A 19,010-nucleotide genomic window follows, 5' to 3' on the forward strand; every position below is an offset into this window, starting at 1 on the left:
GCCGCAAGCCGCGGCGCACGCACAGCCTGCTCGTGCTGGGCCTGCTGCTGGCCCTGGGCCTCACCCCGCCGGCCATGGCCGCGCAGAAAGCCAGGAACGCCGCGCCGGCCGCGGCCAAGCCGCAGAGCGACGGCTACCAACTGCCGCCCAAGCCCCTGCAGGCCATCGTCGATGCGCCGCGCCCGCCGCAGATGTTCCTCAGCCCACGCCGCGACCGGGTCGCGCTGGTGCAGACTCCGTCGCTGCCGGGCATCGCCGTGGTCGCGCAGCCGGAGTTGAAACTCGCCGGCCTGCGCATCCATCCGCGGGTGCGCGCGCAAAGTCGTTTCAGCTTCGGCAGCCAGTTGAGCCTGCTCGACACCGGCACCGGCAAGAGCATCGAGATCGAAGGTCTGCCGTCGCCGCTGTCGCTGGCGACCTTGCAGTGGTCGCCCGATCAGCGCTGGATCGCGTTCAACCGCATCGACACGGCCAGCGCGGCCAACGAGCTGTGGCTGATCGAACTGGAGACGCGTCACGCGCGCAAGCTGGTGTCTGGTCTCAATACGGTCGGCGCCGGTTACCAATGGATGCCCGACAGCCGCCGTCTGCTGGTGCAACTGCAGCCCGAAGGGCAGGGCGAAGCGCCGCCCAGCGACGCCACCCCGACCGGTCCGGCCGCGCAGGAAACCCAGGCCAGCGCCACCGTGCGCCAGATCCGCACCTACCAGGACCTGCTGCGCAACGAGAACGACGCGCGCCTGTTCGAGTACTACCTGCGCTCGCAGCTGGCCACGGTCGATCTGACCGGCCAGGTCAGCAAGGTCGGATTGCCGGCCTTGTACGTCGAAGTCGAGCCGTCGCCGGACGGCCGCCATCTGTTGACGACCACGCTGGAGCGTCCGTTCTCGTATCAGGTGCCGGCCTCGCAGTTCGCGCATCGCATCGACGTGCTCACGCCCGACGGCAAGTTCGAACACGAAGTCGCGCGTCTGCCCTTGGTCGAAGGCCTGCCGACCGGCAACGACGCGGTGCCCACCGGCGTACGCGATATCGCCTGGCGCAGCGACGTGCCGGCGACCCTGGTCTGGGCCGAGGCGCAGGACGGTGGCGACCCGGCCCGCGCGGTCGAGATCCGCGATGCGGTGCTGATGCAGGCCGCGCCGTTCGATAAGCCGCCGCAGACCTTGGCGCGTCTGTCATCGCGCTTCGAGCGTGCGCGCTGGGGTCGCGACGATCTGGCCCTGATCGATGAGTTCTGGTGGAAGACGCGCCAGGTCCGGCAATGGCGCATCGCGCCCGATCACGGCGATCGCGCGCCCGAGCTGATTTTCGAGGGCAGCAGTGAAGACCGTTACAACGATCCGGGCGAGCCGCTGATGCAACGCGAAGACAACGGCCGCGAGCGCCTGCTGACCTCCAGCGACGGCGCCAGCCTGTACTACAGCGGCGAAGGCGCCTCGGCCGAGGGCGACCGTCCCTTCCTTGACCGCTTCGACCTGGCCGACAAGAAGCGCACCCGTCTGTTCCATTCGCAGGCGCCGTATTACGAGAAACCGTTCGCGTTGCTCGACGCCGACGCCAAGCGCCTGCTGACCACGCGCGAATCGCCGACCCAGCCGAGCAATCTGAACTTGCGCGATCTGTCCGTGGCCGACGCCGCGCCGCGGGCGCTCACCCATTTCCCGCATCCCACGCCGCAGCTCAAGGACATCAAGAAAGAACAGATCCGCTACAAGCGTGCCGACGGTGTCGAGCTGACCGCGAACCTGTATCTGCCGGCCGGCTTTGACGCCAAGCGCGACGGGCCGCTGCCGATGCTGATGTACGCGTATCCGGCCGAATTCAAATCCGCCAGCGCGGCCAGTCAGGTCAACGACTCGCCGTACCGCTTCAACGCGGTGAGCTATTGGGGGCCGCTGCCGTATCTGGCGATGGGCTATGCGGTGCTCGACAACCCGTCGATGCCGATCGTCGGCGAAGGCGACCGCGAACCCAACGACAGCTACATCCAGCAGCTCACCGCCAGCGCCCAGGCCGCGGTCGACGAAGTGGTGCGGCGCGGCGTCGCCGACCGTAACCGCATCGCGATCAGCGGCCATTCCTACGGCGCGTTCATGACCGCGAACCTGCTCGCCCACACCCGCTTGTTCAAGGCCGGCATCGCCCGCAGCGGCGCCTACAACCGCACCCTGACCCCGTTCGGTTTCCAGGCCGAGGAACGCAACTACTGGCAGGCGCAGTCCACCTACGAGGCGATGTCGCCGTTCAATTTCGCCGACAAGATCAAGGACCCGCTGCTGCTGATCCATGGCGAGCAGGACAACAACTCCGGCACCTTCCCGATCCAGAGCGAACGCATGTACGCCGCGATCAAGGGCCTGGGCGGCCACGCCCGGCTGGTGATGCTGCCGAACGAAAGCCACGCCTATCGCGCGCGCGAATCGATCATGCAGATGATGGCCGAGACCAATCGGTGGCTGGAGTTGTATGTGAAGAATGCCAAGCCCGACGCGCCCGCCGCCGCGAAGACGGCGAAAGAGGCAGCCGCGAAGTAGGGCCGACAATGTTTTGATCGACACGGAAACGGAGCGCCTGCGCTCCGTTTCTGTTTGCGCCGCCTCGGCCGGATGAAGTGACACCGGGCATCGTTGATGGGGCGTGTCTGGTTCTTACGGGGTTTATCTACGATCCCAGCCTAGTTGTGTTCGTACAGCGCCTCGGTTTCTCCGTCGAATATCCAGTGCCAGCTGTTGCGCGGTGCGTTGTTCTCATAACCGATGACGACTTGATCCTCGGTCTTCCGCCGGCCGAAAAGCGCGGTGGTGTCGGGCAATGCATAGCGGGCGTCTTCGGTGGATTCGCGCAGCGTGTACACGGATTTTTCGGCGGAATCGCCAACCGCCATGGATGACGGAAACTGCCGCAGTTGCGCCGCGGAACCGGTCAGCATCCAGTAGTGGCCGACATGCAGGAGGTTGTCGTTGATATCCCAGTTGTACGCCGTGGCATGAAGGCCGGCCGGCAGCGGTCGGCCGGTCACGAACTCGAACGCGTGCTCGGGATGCAGATACCAGTATTGGTGCCATGCGACAACGCCGGCCGCGATCAAGGCGAGGATTGCGGCAAGCTCCGATAGCGGTCGAAAAAAGGCTGGCATTGTTGTTACCTAGGCTGACGATCCGAACGCGGTTTCAGCAGGCGCAGTGCGGCTCGCGTCAGGCTCGCCAGTCCGAGCACGACGCCGCATGCGATCAACAGCCAGCCGATCGGAATCAGCCCGAATGGCTCGTGCAACACGCCTTGCGCGTCGATCGTGGAGCCGATCAGGTTGAACGCGAGCAGGCAGGCGCCGCCGAGAGCGATCAGGACGAGCGACAAGGTGGATAGCGGATTGATCTTGCTCATGGTCGTTTCCGGCATTGGTTCGAGGTCCAGCGGCGTTGCAATGAGATGCAGATTGATCGGCGCATGTGGGCTGGCGATGAAGCGGGTGTGAGGCGGAGCCCCGCGCTTATCGATCATTGCCGCGGATCGAGGCCGCGACGGCCTTCGCAGGTACGCCGTCCGCCGGTCGCACCTGTCGTGGCCGCGATGCTATAAACGCCGCCGACAACCAACGGAGTGGACCATGTCGCATGCAGTGCCAAGCAGACTTTTGACCCTCGCCGCATTCGTCGCCGCCTTGTGCGCGTGCGGGCGCGGCGACGGCGCCGCCGCCTCGCCGGATCCATCGGCTAGCGCGTCGGTACCGGCCGCGACGGCGGATGCGGCTTCGGCGAATACGACAACGCCGACCGCCAACGCCGCGCCGTTGACCGCCGGCGATCGCGAATTTCCGGTCATCCCGACCATCGTCGTGCCCGACATCCTCGGCGTGACGCCGGCGCAGCGCGCGCTGGAAAGCTCGATGCAGGATCTGATCAATCCGATCGACGGCATCACGATCAAGCCGGCCCGCTGCGGCGACGGCGGCGCGCTGATCAACGACGCGGGCCTGACTCACCTCGACGCCCAGGGCAATCTGTCCCGCAACGACGGCAAGGGCATCTTCAATCTGAGCGCCGACGGCAGCGGTTCGGCCAATTACCAAGGCGGGTTGATCACGGTCAACGCCGACGGTTCGGGTTCGATCAATACCGGCGGCGATGAGGACGATGAGGATGGGGGCGAGAAAGCCGTCATCAGCGTCAACGCCGACGGCTCGGGCAGTTACACCGGCCGCGGTGACACCATCCGTCTGGACGGCAAGGGCGGCGGCAGCTGGAACGGCGAGATGGGCCTGATCACCTACAATGGCGACGGCTCGGGCAGTTGGAACGGCCCGCAGGGCCTGATCACCATCAACGCCGACGGTTCGGGCACCTGGAACGGCCCCGACGGGCTGGTGCGCAACGACGGCAAGGGCCGCGGCACGGTCGGCACGCCGCCGCGCGAAATGGCGATGGCGCCGATCCCGAAGCTCGCGCCGGCCGGCCGTTTCCCGCTGTTGAACAAGTTCGTCGTGCCCGGCGCGCCGTGCGGTGTGCTGATCACGCTCAACGACAAGGTGCTGTTCGATTTCGACAAGTCCGACATCCGTCCGGACGCGGCCGAAGTGCTCGATACGCTGGCCGAAGCCTTGGCCAAGATCCAGGCCAAGGGCATGCAGATCCGCGGCCATACCGACGCCAAGGGCAGCGACGACTACAACCTGTCGCTGTCCGATCGCCGCGCCCAGTCGGTGGTGGCGGCATTGCGGCAGCGCGGCGCGGCGAAGGACGCGGATGCGCGCGGGTTCGGCGAATCGCAACCGGTCGCGCCGAACGAGGTCGACGGCCGCGACAATCCGTCCGGCCGCCAGCTCAATCGGCGGGTGGAGATCTACGTCAAGACCTGAGCGCTTCGCGGCGCCGACGCTGATCGGCAACGCGACGCAAAAAAAACGGAGCGCCGAGGCGCTCCGTTTTCATTACTGCGATAGCGGTTGCGCGGGCAGCTTACTTCTTCAGCCCGGCGTCCTTGCGCAGTTCGTCGGCCTTGTCGGTCTTTTCCCACGAGAACGCGGTCGCGGTCTGCTTCTTGCCGGCGCCGTCGACGTAGCTCACTTCCTTCGGCTTGCGGCCGAAGTGGCCGTAGGCCGCGGTCAGCTGGTACACCGGGTGGATCAGGTCGAGCATCTTGACGATGCCGTACGGGCGCAGGTCGAAGTGCTTGCGGATCAGCTTCTCGATCTTGTCGTCGCTGATCTTGCCGGTGCCGAAGGTGGTGACCGAGATCGAGGTCGGCTCGGCCACGCCGATCGCGTAGGAGACCTGCACTTCGCAGCGGTCGGCCAGGCCGGCGGCGACGATGTTCTTGGCCACGTAACGCGCGGCGTAAGCGGCCGAACGGTCGACCTTGGACGGATCCTTGCCCGAGAACGCGCCGCCGCCGTGACGGGCCATGCCGCCGTAGCTGTCGACGATGATCTTGCGGCCGGTCAGGCCGCAGTCGCCGACCGGGCCGCCGATCACGAAGATGCCGGTCGGGTTGATGTGGACCTTGTTCTTCGGCAGCTTTTCCAGCCACGCCTTCGGCAGCACCGGCTTGAGGATGTGCTCGTACACGCCTTCGATCAGGTCTTTCTGCTTGATGCCCGGGTCGTGCTGGGTCGACAGCACCACCGCGTCCAGGCCCAGCACCTTGTGCTCGTTGTCGTAGCGCAGGGTGACCTGCGACTTGGCGTCCGGACGCAGCCACGGCAGCTTGGAATTCTTCTGCTTGCGGATCTTGGCCTGCTGCTCGACCAGACGGTGCGAGTAGTAGATCGGCGCCGGCATGTACTCCGGGGCTTCGTTGCAGGCGTAGCCGAACATCAGGCCCTGGTCGCCCGCGCCTTGTTCCTCGGGCTTCTTGCGGTCGACGCCGGCGGCGATGTCGGGCGACTGCTTGCCGAGCATGTTGATGATCGCGCAGGTGTGGCCGTCGAAGCCGACATTCGAATTGTTGTAGCCGATGTCGTTGATGACCTTGCGCGCCAGGCCTTCGATGTCGACCCAGGCGCTGGTGGTCACTTCGCCGGCGACGATGGCCGCGCCGGTCTTGACCAGGGTTTCGCAGGCCACGCGCGCGCGCTTGTCCTGAGCGAGGATGGCGTCCAGCACCGCATCGGAAATCTGGTCGGCGATCTTGTCCGGATGGCCTTCGGACACGGACTCGGAAGTGAACAGGTAGCTCGACATCGGGCGGATATCCTTCGATTCGGATAAAAAGATGGCCGCATAGGATACAGCCTCGGCCGGGAGCGCGCATTGTGCCGTGCCTGGGGGTTGTCCGGGCGTTAAGCGGCCCCTGAACGCCTGTTGTCCGCCCGGTCTTTGGGCGGGCGCGTGCCCGGGGCGAGCGTGGGACCCTATCTCGGCATGCCAGGACGGCGCGGATTTCATGTCGTTCAGGCGCGCAAAACAGGCCGGGTAGGCGCTGTCATGCGACTGACCCGAAACCGCCATGTGGCTGTCGCCGCGCCGGTCCAGGCTGCGCGGCATACCGCCGCCCTCAGATGCGACGATCCCGATGCTGCAATTCGAACGCCGACTGGAAGAACGTTTTCCGCAATGGTTCCGCGGCCGCCGCGCCGCGCTGGCCCGGCCGCTGATCCGGACCATCGGGCGTTGGTCGAAATTCGACCACATCGACCAGTTCCTGGCCGAAACCAGCCACCTGCGCGATTTCGATTTCGTCAGCGCGTCGCTGGACTTCGTCCAGGCGCGCTATCTGCTCGACGCGGCCGAGCTGCAGCGCATCCCGCGCAGCGGCCGGCTGCTGATCGTGGCCAACCATCCCTCCGGCGCGGTCGACGCGCTGGCCCTGCTCGACGCGGTCGGGCGGGTGCGGCGCGACGTCAAGATCATCGCCAACGACCTGCTGCTGGCCCTGGACGGGCTGACCGGGCTGCTGCTGCCGATCCGCATCCTCGGCGGCCGGCCGAGCGCGGAGAGCCTGCACGCGATCGAGGCGGCGTTGAACGAGGAGCAGTGCGTGATCGTGTTCCCGGCCGGCGAAGTCGCCCGCCTGGGCCTGCGCGGGGTCACCGACGGGCGCTGGCAGCGCGGCTTCCTGCGCTTCGCCCGCCGGACCAACGCGCCGGTGCTGCCGGTGCGGATCGAGGCGCGCAATTCGGCGCTGTTCTACGGCGCCTCGGCGCTGTTCAAGCCGGCCGGCACCGCCTTGCTGGCGCGCGAGATGTTCGCCCGCCGCGCCCGCCGCATCGCCCTGCGCATCGGCCGCCCGCTGCATCTGCCGGCCGACGGCAACCCGAACCAGTTGCTGCGCGAGGTGCGGCGCGAACTGCACGCGATCGGTACGCCGCGCGAACGCGCCGCGCCGATCGGGCCCGAGCCGCTGATCGACGCGGTCGATCCGGCGCTCGTGCGCGCTGGCGTGGACGCGCTCGAATCGCTGGGACAGACCCTCGACGGCAAGCAGATCCGGGTCGGTACCCTGCGTCCGGGTTCGCCGCTGTTGCGCGAAATCGGCCGCCTGCGCGAGCTGACCTTCCGCGCGGTCGGCGAGGGCACCGGCCAGCGCCTGGACGTGGACATCTACGACAGCTGGTACGAACACATCGTGCTGTGGGACGAGGCCGAGGCGAAGATCGCCGGCGCCTACCGGATCGCGCGCGGCAGCCGGGTGCTGGCCGAACGCGGTCTGGCCGGTTTGTACACCGCGTCCTTGTTCCGCTACGCCGACGACGCGGTGCCGCGCCTGGCCCAGGGCATGGAACTGGGCCGCAGCTTCGTCGCGCCCGAATACTGGAACAGCCGCAGCATCGATTATCTGTGGCAGGGCATCGGCGCCTATCTGATGCGCCATCCGGGCGTGCGTTACCTGTTCGGGCCGGTGTCGATCAGCGCCGCGCTGCCGCCGGACGCGCGCGAACAGATCGTGGCCTATTACGCGCGCTACTACGGTCAGCTGGAATCCGAAGCGTTCTCCAAGCAGCCATTCGTGTACCGCCAGGCGCCGCCGCAGTTCGACGAACTCGATGCGGCGACCGCGTTCCGCGTGCTCAAGAACAATCTCGACGCGCTCGGTACCAGCGTGCCGATGCTCTACAAGCAGTACACCGACCTGTGCGAACCCGGCGGCGCGCGCTTCCTCGCGTTCGGCGTCGACCCGGCGTTCAGCGATTCGGTCGATGGCCTGATCGAAGTCGATCTGCAGCGTTTGCGCCCGAAGAAGCGCGAACGCTACCTCGGCGCGTCGCCGTCGCGCGCCGAAGCGGGCGCGCCGAGCCACGCGCAAGCGGACGCCGCCCCCGACACCTGACCCCGTCGCCAGCGAGAACGTGTCATGAGCCCCGCATCGATCACGCCCTTGCCGATACGCCGCCGCGCGGTATTCGTGTCCGATGTGCATCTGGGGGCCAGGCACTGCCATGCGGCGGAACTGGCCGATTTTCTGGGCAATCTGCGCTGCGACCGCTTGTATCTCGTCGGCGACATCGTCGACCTGTGGTGGATGTCGCAGCGGCGCGCGAGCTGGGGCGCGGCGCAGTACCGGGTGGTCGAGGCGCTGCATGCGCTGGCCCGCGCCGGCACCGAGCTGATCTACGTGCCCGGCAATCATGACCGCTCGGTGCGTCGCTTCTGCGGCCTGGCGCTGCCGCGCATGCAGGTGCGCCGGCGCGCGATCCACCTGACCGCCGATGGCCGTCGCCTGCTGGTTACTCACGGCGACGACTACGACAGCGTGACCCAGTTCGGCGGCATGCAGGAGAAGTTCGGCGACTGGCTATACGAACGCATCCTCACCGGCAACCAGCTCACCAACCGGGTGCGGCGCCGCTTCGGTCTGCGCTACTGGTCGCTGGCGGATTTCCTCAAGCGCCGCAGCGGCGCGGCCGAGCGTTATATCTCGCGCTTCGTCCAGGCCGGTTTGAACGATGCGCGCCAGCGCGGGCTGGACGGCATCGTCTGCGGCCATATCCATCGCGCGGCCTTGTTCGAACGCGACGGTTGCATCTATGCCAACGACGGCGACTGGGTGGAGAGCCTGACCGCGCTGGCCGAGGACCCCGACGGGACCTTGCGGTTGCTGGCGCATACCGGCGAGACCTTGGCGATGCTGCCGGCGCGGGCGGCTCGGTTGGCGGTGCGCGAAGAGTTGCCGCACGCGGCTTGAGGCGGGCCGGGCGGCCCTCATCCGCCCTGTCGGGCACCTTCTCCCGCAAGCGGGAGAAGGAAACAGCGTGCTTCTTGCTCCCTCTCCCTCTCCCTCTCCCGCTTGCGGGAGAGGGAGAGGGTGAGGGCAGCCGGGCACTCGTTGCAATCACCCGTCAGCCACAGCCCGCCGCAACGCCGCCCGCGCCAGCAACCGCGTCGAATCCAACGTAGGCAACGCCGAATTCTCATCGCCGATGATCAGCGGAATCTCGGTACATCCCAGCACCACCGCATCGCAGCCCTGGGCCTTGAGCCCCTCGATGACCTGCTGGAAATACGCCACCGTCGATGGCTTGAACACCCCGTACACCAACTCGTCGATGATCAGCCGGCCGATCGCCGCGCGCTGCTGCGCATCGGGCCGCACGAACTCCAGCCCCAGCGCGCCGAGCTTGTCGGGATAGACCTCGCTCTCGACCAGCCACTGCGTGCCGGTCAGGCCGATCCGGCGGAAGCCGCGTTCGGCCGCGCTGCGCGCGACCACTTCGGCGATGTGCAGCCACGGCAGCGGCGAGCGCGGTAGCACGTAGTCCATCGCCTGATGGATGGTGTTGTCGGGGCAGATCAGGAACCGCGCGCCGGCGCTGGCGAGCTTGTGCGCCGAGGACAGCATCAATTCGCCGACGCCGTCGATGTCGCCGCGATCCAGACACACCACGTAATCGGCCAGCGAATGGGTATGCAGCGCGATCTGCGGATGCGCATGCGGGCCGAGCAGGGCCGCGCCTTCGCTGCAGATCGTGCGATAGCACAGCGCGGCGCCTTCGGCCGAACAGGCGACGATGCCGATGGAAGCGGGATGGGGCATGAGGAACTCCTGAGCGGACGCAATGGACATCGCTATATTGCCGAAGCCGCTGTAGGAGCGGCGCAAGCCGCGACCGCGACCTCACGCCAACGACGCCAGCCTGATGTCGCGGTCGCGGCTCGCGCCGCTCCTACAGGGCGCCCGCGCCAACAATCGCCGCGGGAAAACGAAAAACAAACGCCCGCCTTTTGCCGTATCGGTAGCATTCGCGGATGGATTCACTGACCCAGATCGTGCTCGGCGCCGCGCTGAGCGCCGCCATCGCCCCTGCCAAACACCGCCGCGCGGCCCTGCTCGCCGGCGCGGCCCTGGGCACCTTGCCCGACCTCGACGTCATCCCGGTCAACCTGTTCACCGACGATCCGGTCGCGCGCATGACCTGGCATCGCAGCCTGAGTCATTCGCTGCTGGTGCTGCCGTTCGTGGCCTGGGCGATCTGGGGCTGGTGCCGCGCGCGCGGCGGCCGCGTGGCCGAATCGCCGAAGCGCTGGTTCTGGGCGATGCAGGCGGCGCTGCTGACCCATCCGCTGCTCGACGCGTTCACCGTCTACGGCACCCAACTGCTATGGCCGCTGCCGATGAAACCGGTGATGTGGTCGAGCGTGTTCATCATCGATCCGCTGTACACGATCTGGCTGCTGATCGCCTGCGTGATCGCCTGGTTCTGGCACGAACGCCGCATGGCGCAGCCGGCCTTGCTGGTCGGGCTAGGCCTGAGTTCGCTGTACCTGGGTGGGTCGCTGTGGGCCAAGCACCGGGTCGAACGCGACGCCGCGCCGGCGCTGGCCAAGCTCGGCCTGGAAAACGCGCCGCGCTTCTCGGTGCCGACGCCGTTCAACACTCTGCTGTGGCGCGTGGTGGCGATGACGCCCGACGGTTTCGTCGAGGGCGAGCGCTCGCTGGCCGCCGATCGCGGGCCGATGCATTTCCGTCATTACCGTTCCGACATTCCCGCCTTCACCCAGGTCAACGGCTACCCGGCGGTGCATCGCCTGCAATGGTTCAACCACGGCTTCATGAAGGCCGAGCAGCAGGACGGCCGGTTGCTGCTGAGCGACCTGCGCATGGGCGCCGAACCCGATTACACCTTCCGCTTCGCCGTGGCCGAGCGCGACGGCGAGAACTGGCGCGAGATCGAACCCGAGCAGCTGAAGTGGTCGGCGGATGTGAAGCAGGCGTTGCCGGCGATGTGGGCGCGGATCTGGAACGAACCGGCGATCGTCGCCGACGCCGATGCGCAGATGCATCCGCTGCAGGAGGCCACGGCGATGCGCGCGCGGGTGCACAGCGATACGCTGAAATAGACGCTCGCACGCGGCCGATCCGCGCCGCGATGCAGTGGATGCGTCGCGGAACGATGCCGCGATCGCGTCATCGGCGCGATCGGCCGTTGCATAATCCGTTGCGGCGGACTGTCTTCGCCACCGCGCCATGCCGCCGCGGCGGTGAACCGTCGCGGCACGGCCGGTCAGATCATCCGAGGTACACCATGCACCACCTTCTAGCGCGGCTCGGCCTGACCACGGCTGCGCTGCTCGCGCTCGCCGGCACCGGCTGCGCGACCTTCGCCCGCGGCTCCACCCAGTCGCTGACCATCGACAGCCTGCCCGGCGGCGCGACCGTGTCGCTGTCCAACGGCGAGCGTTGCTCGACGCCCTGCACGCTCAAGCTCAAACGCAAATACCCGGTCGCGGTCGAGTTGTGCAAACCCGGTTACCGCCAGGCCCTGGCGCAAGTCCGCAGCCAGGTGGGCGGCGCGGGCGCGGCGGGGCTGGCCGGCAACATGCTGATCGGTGGCCTGATCGGAGCCGGCGTGGACGCGGCCAGCGGCGCGGCCAAGGACTTGAATCCGAATGTGGTCGCGGTGTTGCTGCTGGAGGAAAAGCCCGGTTGCACCGCGCCGGCGTTCCCGCTCGTGCCCCAGCACGGGCAGACGCCGGACGACTATGCGCAGCAGAAGGCCAAGCAGAAGAAGCACTGAACTCGGTGCAGAGTCGCGCGTCGCAGGCTGGCCGATAGAGATGGCGCTCGACGCCGGCGATGGTTTATCGGCCGGGCATGGGGCTGCTAGCGCCGCAGGCCCTTGCTAGGGAAATATCGCAAGGCTCGCGCGAGCCGCGGAATTTTGCGGGCACCCGCTCGCCGTGCGCTTTAACCGATCGCTCCGAGCGCAAGCGACAACCCTCAAGCCGCCGCCGACAGCTCCGGCACCACGCCCGCGATCAACGCATCGAAATAATCGCGCGTCAGCTGCAATTGCAGCTCGGCCGAATCCGCGCGATTGACCACCGCGCGGAATGCGGTGTTTTCCGGGCGATCCTTCGCGTACCAGCCCAGATGCTTGCGCGCGATGCGCACGCCGGCGACTTCGCCGTAGAACGCGTGCAGGTGCTCGAGATGGCCGAGCAGGATGTCGCGCACCTCGCGCAGCGACGGCGGCGGCAGTTCTTCGCCGTGTTCGAGGAAATAGGCGATCTCGCGGAAGATCCACGGCCGCCCCTGCGCGGCGCGGCCGACCATCACCGCGTCGCAGCCGGTATGCGCGAGCACGAACGCGGCCTTGCGCGGCGAATCGATGTCGCCGTTGGCGATCACCGGGATCGACAACTCGGCCTTGATCGCGGCGATGGTGTCGTATTCGGCGTGGCCGGTGTATTGCTGGTCGCGGGTGCGGCCATGCACCGCGAGCGAGGCGATGCCGGCGTCCTGGGCGATGCGGGCGATGCTGGGCGCATTGCGCTGGTCGTGGTCCCAGCCGGTGCGGATCTTGAGCGTGACCGGCACGTCGACCGCCTTGACCACCGCCTCGACGATGCGCGCGACCAGGCTTTCGTCGCGCATCAGCGCCGAACCGGCCCAGGCGTTGCAGACCTTCTTGGCCGGGCAGCCCATGTTGATGTCGATCAGCTGGGCGCCGTGGTCGACGTTGTAGCGCGCGGCCTCGGCCATGATCCGCGGCACGGTGCCGGCGATCTGCACGCTGACCGGGTCGGGCTCGCCGTCGTGGTCCATGCGGTGGCGCGACTTAGCGGTGTTCCAGAAGCGCGGGTCGCTGGTGGTCATCTCCGACACGCACAGGCCCGCGCCCAGGCGCTTGGCCAGCACGCGGAAGGGTTTGTCGGTGACCCCGGCCATGGGCGCGAGGATCACGCGCGGGGCGATGGAGTGGGGGCCGATGCGCATGGGGGCATTGTAAGCCACGCTGCGGTGGCCGCCGGGCAAGGGCCGCGGGCTGGGTCGGCCGTCGGTTCCGCGGGCCTGGTTTCGAGGCGGCCAATTCAAGGCATTGGGGTCAGACCGGCCTGGCGGCCGTCTGGTCCGGTCCTGGACCCGCGCAAGCGATCGTGGCCGCACGCTTACGCGCGGCCACGGTCGGCCAGCCCCCGAGGGCCGGCCCGTATCGATCGGCTCAGCCGCCGCTGTTGTCTTCGATGGTCGTGGTCGGGCCGTTCTGCTTGACCGAGGTGATCCCGTTCTCGCGCGCCGCGTCGCTGTTGTACAGCTCGCTGGTGCCGATGACCTGGTGGTTGGCGGCTTTCAGCACGAAATACGGCTTGTTGTTGGACGCCAGCTTGCGCTCGTAGCGCGCATCGATCGGGCTGTTGGTCTGCACCGAGTGGATGCCGTTCAAGGCGGAGGCGTGAGTGGTGTAGCTCTCGCTGCTCAGAATGGTCTCGCCGTTGCCGGCCTTGAGCACGAAGTGGTACTGCCCATTGCTCTGCTTGCTGATGACGTACTTGCCTGACATGTTCGTTCCCTCGTTGAGCCGCCCGTGGCGGACGTGTGACTTCCGGTTACACGTCCATAGAACGTGCTTGTGAAGCCGGACCGGTCGGGCGGGGATGTTTCAGGAATGAACGGTCTGAGTGACTTTCAACGGCCTTTCGGTCGCAGAACCCCGATTTCGACGAGCCAGTTCTCGACCAGCGCAGGCCACGCCGCGACGACAGGGTGTTCCATGCGCCTCAAACCGAAGGCATGGCCGCCCTTGGCGAACAGATGGACTTCCGCCTGGACGCCGGCTGCATCGAGCGCGCGCGCATACACCGTGCTGTTGCAGATTTCGTCGACCGGGTCATCCCATGCTTGCAGCAGGAACGTGGGCGGTGTTCGCGGGCTGACGCGTATGCCGGGGTCCAGGCTCGCGCCGGAGCGACACAGGTGGCCGGGATAGAACGCGATGGCGAAGTCCGGGCGACTGCTGATCGTGTCGATCGCATCCACGGGCGTGTAGGCGGGTTCGAAAATATTGCTGGTCTGCACGACCAGATAGCCGCCCGCCGAGAAGCCCATGGCGCCGATCCTGTTCGGATCCACGCCCAGTTCGCCCGCTCTGGCGCGAACCAGCCTTATGGTCCTTTGCGCGTCCTGAAGCGCGCGGGGGATCTTGGGCGTGACAGCGCATTTGCACTGGCTGTCCCAATGATGATTGCTTTTGGGAACGCGGTACTTCGACAAGATGCAGGTGATTCCTTTCGAGGCGATCCATCCGCATATCTCGGTGCCTTGCTTGGTGACCACGACCGCTTTGAACCCGCCGCCGGGAAATACAACGATCGCTGCGCCGGTGTTCTCGCCCTTCGGTGGAAACACGGTCATCGTCGGAGCGGCGACGTCCCATGCCGCCTCGGACGTGCGTCCTTCGAGCGCGTCGGGTGTTTGCGCGATTTCAATTCGTTCCGGGCCTTGAACGACGCCTTGCATGTCCGGCGCGCCGTCAGGCCAGATCGCGGTTTGCTTCAAGCCGTGCGGCGGCTGCCAGATGCCCTGGACCCAGGCGTTGGGTGTCTGCGAGGGCTTCGCCGAGGCTGTTGCCGGGGTTGGTTCGGCCTCGGGCGCTCGCGCCACGGCGGTTGCCGCAACCGTGTTCGAACACCCCAGGATGCACGCGAGCAGCAGGCAGGTTCGGCTGATTGACGACGCTGCGCGCCGGCCTTGCGGTGCGATGGAGTCCATGACCTGGAAAGCCCCGTTTGGCGGAGCCTGCGATTCTGGCGCCCCGGCCGAAGCGCGAGTAGCGAGGATTTCTTTTGCTTGCCTCAACCAAATCTTGCAACGGCCGCAGCCTGCGGTCGCGTAGTCGCGATGCGCCAGGTTGCTGGTGGCCTTGGAAGGCAAAGCAGTGAACGACAACGCCCGGGGCATACCCGGGGCGAGGCTTGATCGGAAGGCTCAGCGCGCCGGCTCCGACAGCGCCGGCAGATCCACGCGCGGCTTGAACATGGGCGGTGCGCATGAACGTGGTGGCGGGCGTCGCGGATTTATCGAAGAAGCTGGTGTTATGCAGGTAGAGCGCTAGCGCTGGAGGGCTCAGTCCCGATGCCTTCGGTTCGGATCGCGACATTGTCCGGGGCGCTTTTCTCATCCGAAAGGAAAGCGTCGGGGCTGAAGCCCCTCCCACAAAAGAGCTTGCGGTATCGGTATTGGCCTCGACGCCGCCGGCGGCTCGTCGCCGCTCAACGTCCGCGCCGGCGCCGCCAGAACAGGAAGCCGGTGACAAGCAGGAACGCCGGCACCAGGCCGGTCAGCGCGATGGCGATCTGCCACACCCGTCCGCCGACGAAACCGCCATGCAGCGGATAGATCGCATCGAAGCTGCGCGAACCGCGGCCCTGCGCGGTCGCGTCCTGGGCGCCGATCACCGCGCCGCGATAAGGATCGATCCACACCTGGCTGCGTCCGACCGGATGCCATTCGGCCGGCATGCGCGCGCGGATCGAGACCAGACCGCTGCCGGACTTGGGCAGGCCGATGCGGCGCAGCTGCGCGCCGGCCAAGGCGCCGCCCGGCGCGACCGCGCTGTCGGCCGCGCGCAGCACCGCGTCCCAGGCGGCCGGCTGATCGCTGGCGGCGAGTTTCGGCGGCTTGGGCGGCTTGCCGTCGCCGAAGGCCGCGCGCAATGCGTTGCGCGCGACTTCGTCGTAGACCATCGAGGTGCCGGTCAGCGCCGCGAGCAAGGTCAGCGGCAGCAGCCACAGCCCCAGGCCGCGGTGCCAGCTGAGCCAGCGCCGCGTCGGCGGCCCGCGATACCACTTCAGGCTCGCCGCCAGCGCCGACCAGCGCGGCCACCACAGGTACAGGCCGCTGAGCAGCATGAACACCGCGACGAGGCCGACCACGCCGAGCACCTGTTCGCCGGTCTTGCCCGACAACAGGTGCGTATGCAGATCGCGCAGCCACAGCACCGCGTCGTTGCCGGTGTTGCGGGTCAGCAGCAGTTCGCCGCTGGCCGGATCGAAGTAACGCCGCTCGTTGTCGGGGAAATAGCCTTGCCACACCGGCAGTTGCGGCGTCGGCAGGTCGAGCGAAGTCATGCCCTGCGACTGCCACTGCCCGACGATGCGTTGCAGCGCCTGGCTGCGTTGCTGCGGGGTGATCGCGGCGTCGCGTTGCAGTTGCGGGTACGCCCACAGCGCGAGTTCGCGCTGGAACGCGAGCACCGTGCCCGACAAGGCCACCAGCGCGAACGCGGTGCCCAGGCTCAGGCCGAGCCACAGGTGCAGCCACCGCAGGAGCGCACGCGATCGCGAGCGTGTGCGGGGTGATGGATTCGCGGTGGCCTGGCTGGCGGTCATGGCTGGGCGTGGTCGGCGGTCGGTTTGGATGCGATCGGTTTAGAAACGATGCGACCAGCTTGCGCTGAACACCCGGCCGCGTCCGGACACGTAGGTGTCGTTGCGCGGCGTGCTCTGCGAGTAGTAGGTGATGTACTGCTCGTCGAACAGATTCTCCACGCCCAGGTTCAACTGGCCCAGCGGCAGCTTGAAGCGCGCCTGCAGGTCGACCGTGGTGTAGCCGTCGGTGCTGGCCACGCGCACGCCGCGCAGGTCGAAGTCGCGATCGAGCGCGCGGCTGCCCTGCAGGCGGGTCGACACGGTGTCGCTCCAGGTCTGGTCCCAGAACGCGGTGACGCGGTCGGGGCTGATGTTGATGCCGGGCAGATCGCTGTCGACGCGGTTGTCGCCGTCGCTGTCGTAGCGCCCGTTGGCTTGCGCATAACCCAGGCCGACCCGGCCGGCGTCGGAGAACTGGAACGCGACATTGCCTTCGATGCCGCGGATCTCGGTGCGCTCGCGTACGACGAAATAACTCTGGGTGTTGCGATCGAACGCCAGGCGCGAGCCCAGGTCGGAATCGGACCAGTACGCGGCCAGATGCGCGAGCCAGCGGCCGTTGTCGAAGTCCACGCCGATCTCGCGGTTGTCCGACACCACCGGCGACAGATCGACCAGTTGATCGACGCGCTGGTTCGGCGTGGTGATGCCGCGCAGCACCCGGCCGATGTCGGCGACGGTGTAGCCCTCCGAGTACGAAGCGTAGAACTTCAACGCGTCGGTGGCTTCGAACACGATGCCGTAGTTGGGCAGGGTTTCGCGGGTCTTGGGCGAGCCGCCTTCGACGAAGCGGCTGCCGCCGGCGTTGGCCGGGATGGTGGTGAAATCGCCGACTTTCAGCGTGCCGCGCTCATGCCGCACGCCCGCGGTCAGCATCACCTTGTCGGCGACCCACCACTCGGCCTGCACGAACGGCGACCACGATTCGTACTGGGTTTGCGGCACCCACTTGTGGCCGGAGACCACCAGTTCCTGATAGGTCTTGTCGCGGTTCCAGTCCAGGCCGCCGGTCACCCGCAGGCGCTGGTCGAACAGGTTGTCGCGCGACCAGCTGAACTTGCCGCCGGTCTTCTCCGACACGTTCTGCGACTGGTCCCACCAGTGCAGGTCGCGGCCGTCGCGCCAGAAGTCTTCCCAGTCGGTGGCGCCGTACAGGCCCTTGAAGTCGACCCAGAACAACTGCGCGTTGAAGAAACCGCCGGCCAGTTGCTTGTCGGTGTAATCCAGCACCAGCGAGGTCGAGCGGTTGCGCGCGCCTTCGCCTTCGCGGCTGCCGCGCGCGGAGGTCGCCAGCTTGCCGGTGCGGATGTCGCCGTTGACGGTGATGTAGTCGTTGTTGCCCTGCAGTTCGTAGCGGTTGGCGGTGAGCTGCAGGCGGCGGCGATCGTCGATGTTCCAGCCGGCCTTGGCGAAGAAGTTATGCGTGCGCGCGTCCATCAGGTCGCCCTGGATGTCGTTGACCGCGATCGCATCGCCGTTGCCATCAAAGTACAGGCCCTCGCTGGCATAGGACGCGCCGCCGACGAAGTCGAACGCGCCGCGGCGGGTGCCGAACAGATAGGACGCGCGATAGCCGGTGCCGTCGCTCTGGCTCGGCAACGCGGTGCTGGCGCCGATGCTGAGGTCCTGGAAGGTCTCGCCGTCCTGGCGCGGCGCGCGCTTGGTGATGATGTTGATGATGCCGCCCGACGCGCCCAGGCCCTGCAGCGCGTTGGCGCCGTGGATGACTTCGATGCGTTCGATCATCGCCGGATCGACGGTGTGGCCGTCGCGGCCGCCTTCGCGCAACGGAGTGGACTGCGGCACGCCGTCGACCAGGTACAGCGGCTTGCGTCCGCGCAGGGTTTCGCCGCCGTTGGTCAGCTTCTGCCGCGAGGGCGAGAACGAGGGGATCAGGTTGGCCAGCACCTGCGAGATGTCCTGGGTCACCGCGAGCTGCTGGTCGAGCTGTTCGCGGTCGATCACCGTGATCGTATTGGCCAGCGCGGCCTCGGAATTGGGCGTGCGGCTGGTGCTGGCCGAGACGGTGACGCGGTCGATGTCTTTGGCATCGGCCTCGGCGGCCTGGGCGACGGGCACGGCGAGCGCGGCCAGCAGGGCGCTGGCGAGGAGCGTAAGGCGGGGCATTGGGGGCGGGGACCTGAAAACTGCGACAGGGTTGGCATGCTAATGCGAACCATTCTCAATTTAAAGGCCAGGAGGGTAAGTGGCGGGCGTGCTGGGAGCCGGGCAGGGCCGGGGGCAGGCAATACGCGGGGGCGGAGAACCAGGCGCAAACCGCCCGAATCCTTCTCCCGCATGCGGGAGAAGGTGGTCCGAAGGACCGGATGAGGGGCTTCGGCCGCTGGTTGCCCTCTCCCAACCCCACCCCGCCCCAAACGCACAGCGTTTGGGCGTTCACGGACGCGCGAGCCGATGCCTCGC

The 19,010-nt window shown here is 67.4% G+C and carries 15 protein-coding genes; 6 read left to right on the forward strand and 9 right to left on the reverse strand.

Annotation, left to right across the window (positions count from 1 at the left end; all coding sequences use genetic code 11):
* Positions 1-41: 41 nt before the first annotated feature.
* Complete coding sequence (locus IEQ11_RS05075) at positions 42-2,537, forward strand: alpha/beta hydrolase family protein (protein WP_425494676.1); 2,496 nt, start codon at positions 42-44, stop codon at positions 2,535-2,537.
* A 140-nt stretch (positions 2,538-2,677) separates the two neighbouring features.
* On the opposite strand, the gene IEQ11_RS05080 is transcribed toward IEQ11_RS05075, so the two are convergent.
* Positions 2,678-3,139, reverse strand: coding sequence for a hypothetical protein (locus IEQ11_RS05080; RefSeq protein ID WP_191822725.1), 462 nt, complete (start codon positions 3,137-3,139; stop codon positions 2,678-2,680).
* 5 nt (positions 3,140-3,144) lie between these two features.
* Entirely contained in the window at positions 3,145-3,504 is a 360-nt protein-coding gene (locus IEQ11_RS05085; RefSeq protein WP_228464824.1) for a DUF3955 domain-containing protein, read from the reverse strand.
* Positions 3,505-3,622: 118 nt separating this feature from the next.
* On the opposite strand from IEQ11_RS05085, the gene IEQ11_RS05090 reads away from it, so the two are divergent.
* On the forward strand, positions 3,623-4,858 hold the full coding sequence (locus IEQ11_RS05090) for an OmpA family protein (protein ID WP_484502704.1): 1,236 nt from the start codon (positions 3,623-3,625) through the stop codon (positions 4,856-4,858).
* A 100-nt stretch (positions 4,859-4,958) separates the two neighbouring features.
* On the opposite strand, the gene metK is transcribed toward IEQ11_RS05090, so the two are convergent.
* Positions 4,959-6,182, reverse strand: a complete 1,224-nt coding sequence (gene metK / locus IEQ11_RS05095; RefSeq protein ID WP_036106930.1) for a methionine adenosyltransferase — start codon at positions 6,180-6,182, stop codon at positions 4,959-4,961.
* Positions 6,183-6,513: 331 nt separating this feature from the next.
* Here metK and olsF point away from each other — a divergent pair, with 331 nt between their 5' ends.
* Both olsF and IEQ11_RS05105 read left to right on the forward strand, forming a co-directional pair.
* Positions 6,514-8,268, forward strand: coding sequence for a bifunctional ornithine lipid synthase OlsF (gene olsF / locus IEQ11_RS05100; protein ID WP_052756093.1), 1,755 nt, complete (start codon positions 6,514-6,516; stop codon positions 8,266-8,268).
* 24 nt (positions 8,269-8,292) lie between these two features.
* Positions 8,293-9,123: a UDP-2,3-diacylglucosamine diphosphatase gene (locus IEQ11_RS05105; RefSeq protein WP_036106933.1), complete on the forward strand. Its 831-nt coding sequence runs from the start codon at positions 8,293-8,295 to the stop codon at positions 9,121-9,123.
* A 147-nt stretch (positions 9,124-9,270) separates the two neighbouring features.
* Here the strand turns inward: IEQ11_RS05105 and IEQ11_RS05110 are convergent, their stop codons facing one another.
* Complete coding sequence (locus IEQ11_RS05110; protein ID WP_191822723.1) at positions 9,271-9,972, reverse strand: aspartate/glutamate racemase family protein; 702 nt, start codon at positions 9,970-9,972, stop codon at positions 9,271-9,273.
* Positions 9,973-10,184: 212 nt separating this feature from the next.
* On the opposite strand from IEQ11_RS05110, the gene IEQ11_RS05115 reads away from it, so the two are divergent.
* Positions 10,185-11,276 carry a metal-dependent hydrolase gene (locus IEQ11_RS05115; RefSeq protein WP_191822722.1) on the forward strand — a complete coding sequence of 364 codons (1,092 nt, stop codon included), beginning with the start codon at positions 10,185-10,187 and terminating at the stop codon, positions 11,274-11,276.
* A gap of 185 nt (positions 11,277-11,461) precedes the next feature.
* Entirely contained in the window at positions 11,462-11,953 is a 492-nt protein-coding gene (locus tag IEQ11_RS05120) for a PEGA domain-containing protein (protein WP_046655646.1), read from the forward strand.
* A 203-nt stretch (positions 11,954-12,156) separates the two neighbouring features.
* Here IEQ11_RS05120 and dusB read toward each other — a convergent pair whose 3' ends face one another.
* From dusB to IEQ11_RS05145, 5 genes are all read right to left on the reverse strand, one after another.
* The gene (dusB, locus tag IEQ11_RS05125; RefSeq protein WP_191822721.1) at positions 12,157-13,155 is read right to left on the reverse strand and encodes a tRNA dihydrouridine synthase DusB; all 999 of its coding nucleotides are present in this window, start codon (positions 13,153-13,155) and stop codon (positions 12,157-12,159) included.
* 226 nt (positions 13,156-13,381) lie between these two features.
* Complete coding sequence (locus IEQ11_RS05130) at positions 13,382-13,720, reverse strand: YegP family protein (RefSeq protein WP_036106938.1); 339 nt, start codon at positions 13,718-13,720, stop codon at positions 13,382-13,384.
* Between the two features lie 125 nt (positions 13,721-13,845).
* Positions 13,846-14,928 carry an alpha/beta hydrolase gene (locus IEQ11_RS05135; RefSeq protein ID WP_228464820.1) on the reverse strand — a complete coding sequence of 361 codons (1,083 nt, stop codon included), beginning with the start codon at positions 14,926-14,928 and terminating at the stop codon, positions 13,846-13,848.
* 500 nt (positions 14,929-15,428) lie between these two features.
* Entirely contained in the window at positions 15,429-16,547 is a 1,119-nt protein-coding gene (locus IEQ11_RS05140; RefSeq protein WP_191822720.1) for a PepSY-associated TM helix domain-containing protein, read from the reverse strand.
* 39 nt (positions 16,548-16,586) lie between these two features.
* The gene (locus IEQ11_RS05145) at positions 16,587-18,713 is read right to left on the reverse strand and encodes a TonB-dependent receptor (protein ID WP_191822719.1); all 2,127 of its coding nucleotides are present in this window, start codon (positions 18,711-18,713) and stop codon (positions 16,587-16,589) included.
* Positions 18,714-19,010 lie beyond the last annotated feature (297 nt).

The sequence above is a fragment of the Lysobacter capsici genome (assembly GCF_014779555.2).
GTDB lineage: Bacteria > Pseudomonadota > Gammaproteobacteria > Xanthomonadales > Xanthomonadaceae > Lysobacter > Lysobacter capsici.

Coding starts and splice junctions, on each gene's coding strand:
- IEQ11_RS05080 (WP_191822725.1), bottom strand. CDS start 3,139: ATGCCAGCCTTTTTTCGACCGCTATCGGAGCTTGCCGCAATCCTCGCC.
- IEQ11_RS05085 (WP_228464824.1), bottom strand. CDS start 3,504: ATGATCGATAAGCGCGGGGCTCCGCCTCACACCCGCTTCATCGCCAGC.
- metK (WP_036106930.1), bottom strand. CDS start 6,182: ATGTCGAGCTACCTGTTCACTTCCGAGTCCGTGTCCGAAGGCCATCCG.
- olsF (WP_052756093.1), top strand. CDS start 6,514: ATGCTGCAATTCGAACGCCGACTGGAAGAACGTTTTCCGCAATGGTTC.
- IEQ11_RS05105 (WP_036106933.1), top strand. CDS start 8,293: ATGAGCCCCGCATCGATCACGCCCTTGCCGATACGCCGCCGCGCGGTA.
- IEQ11_RS05110 (WP_191822723.1), bottom strand. CDS start 9,972: ATGCCCCATCCCGCTTCCATCGGCATCGTCGCCTGTTCGGCCGAAGGC.
- IEQ11_RS05115 (WP_191822722.1), top strand. CDS start 10,185: ATGGATTCACTGACCCAGATCGTGCTCGGCGCCGCGCTGAGCGCCGCC.
- IEQ11_RS05120 (WP_046655646.1), top strand. CDS start 11,462: ATGCACCACCTTCTAGCGCGGCTCGGCCTGACCACGGCTGCGCTGCTC.
- dusB (WP_191822721.1), bottom strand. CDS start 13,155: ATGCGCATCGGCCCCCACTCCATCGCCCCGCGCGTGATCCTCGCGCCC.
- IEQ11_RS05130 (WP_036106938.1), bottom strand. CDS start 13,720: ATGTCAGGCAAGTACGTCATCAGCAAGCAGAGCAATGGGCAGTACCAC.
- IEQ11_RS05135 (WP_228464820.1), bottom strand. CDS start 14,928: ATGGACTCCATCGCACCGCAAGGCCGGCGCGCAGCGTCGTCAATCAGC.
- IEQ11_RS05140 (WP_191822720.1), bottom strand. CDS start 16,547: ATGACCGCCAGCCAGGCCACCGCGAATCCATCACCCCGCACACGCTCG.
- IEQ11_RS05145 (WP_191822719.1), bottom strand. CDS start 18,713: ATGCCCCGCCTTACGCTCCTCGCCAGCGCCCTGCTGGCCGCGCTCGCC.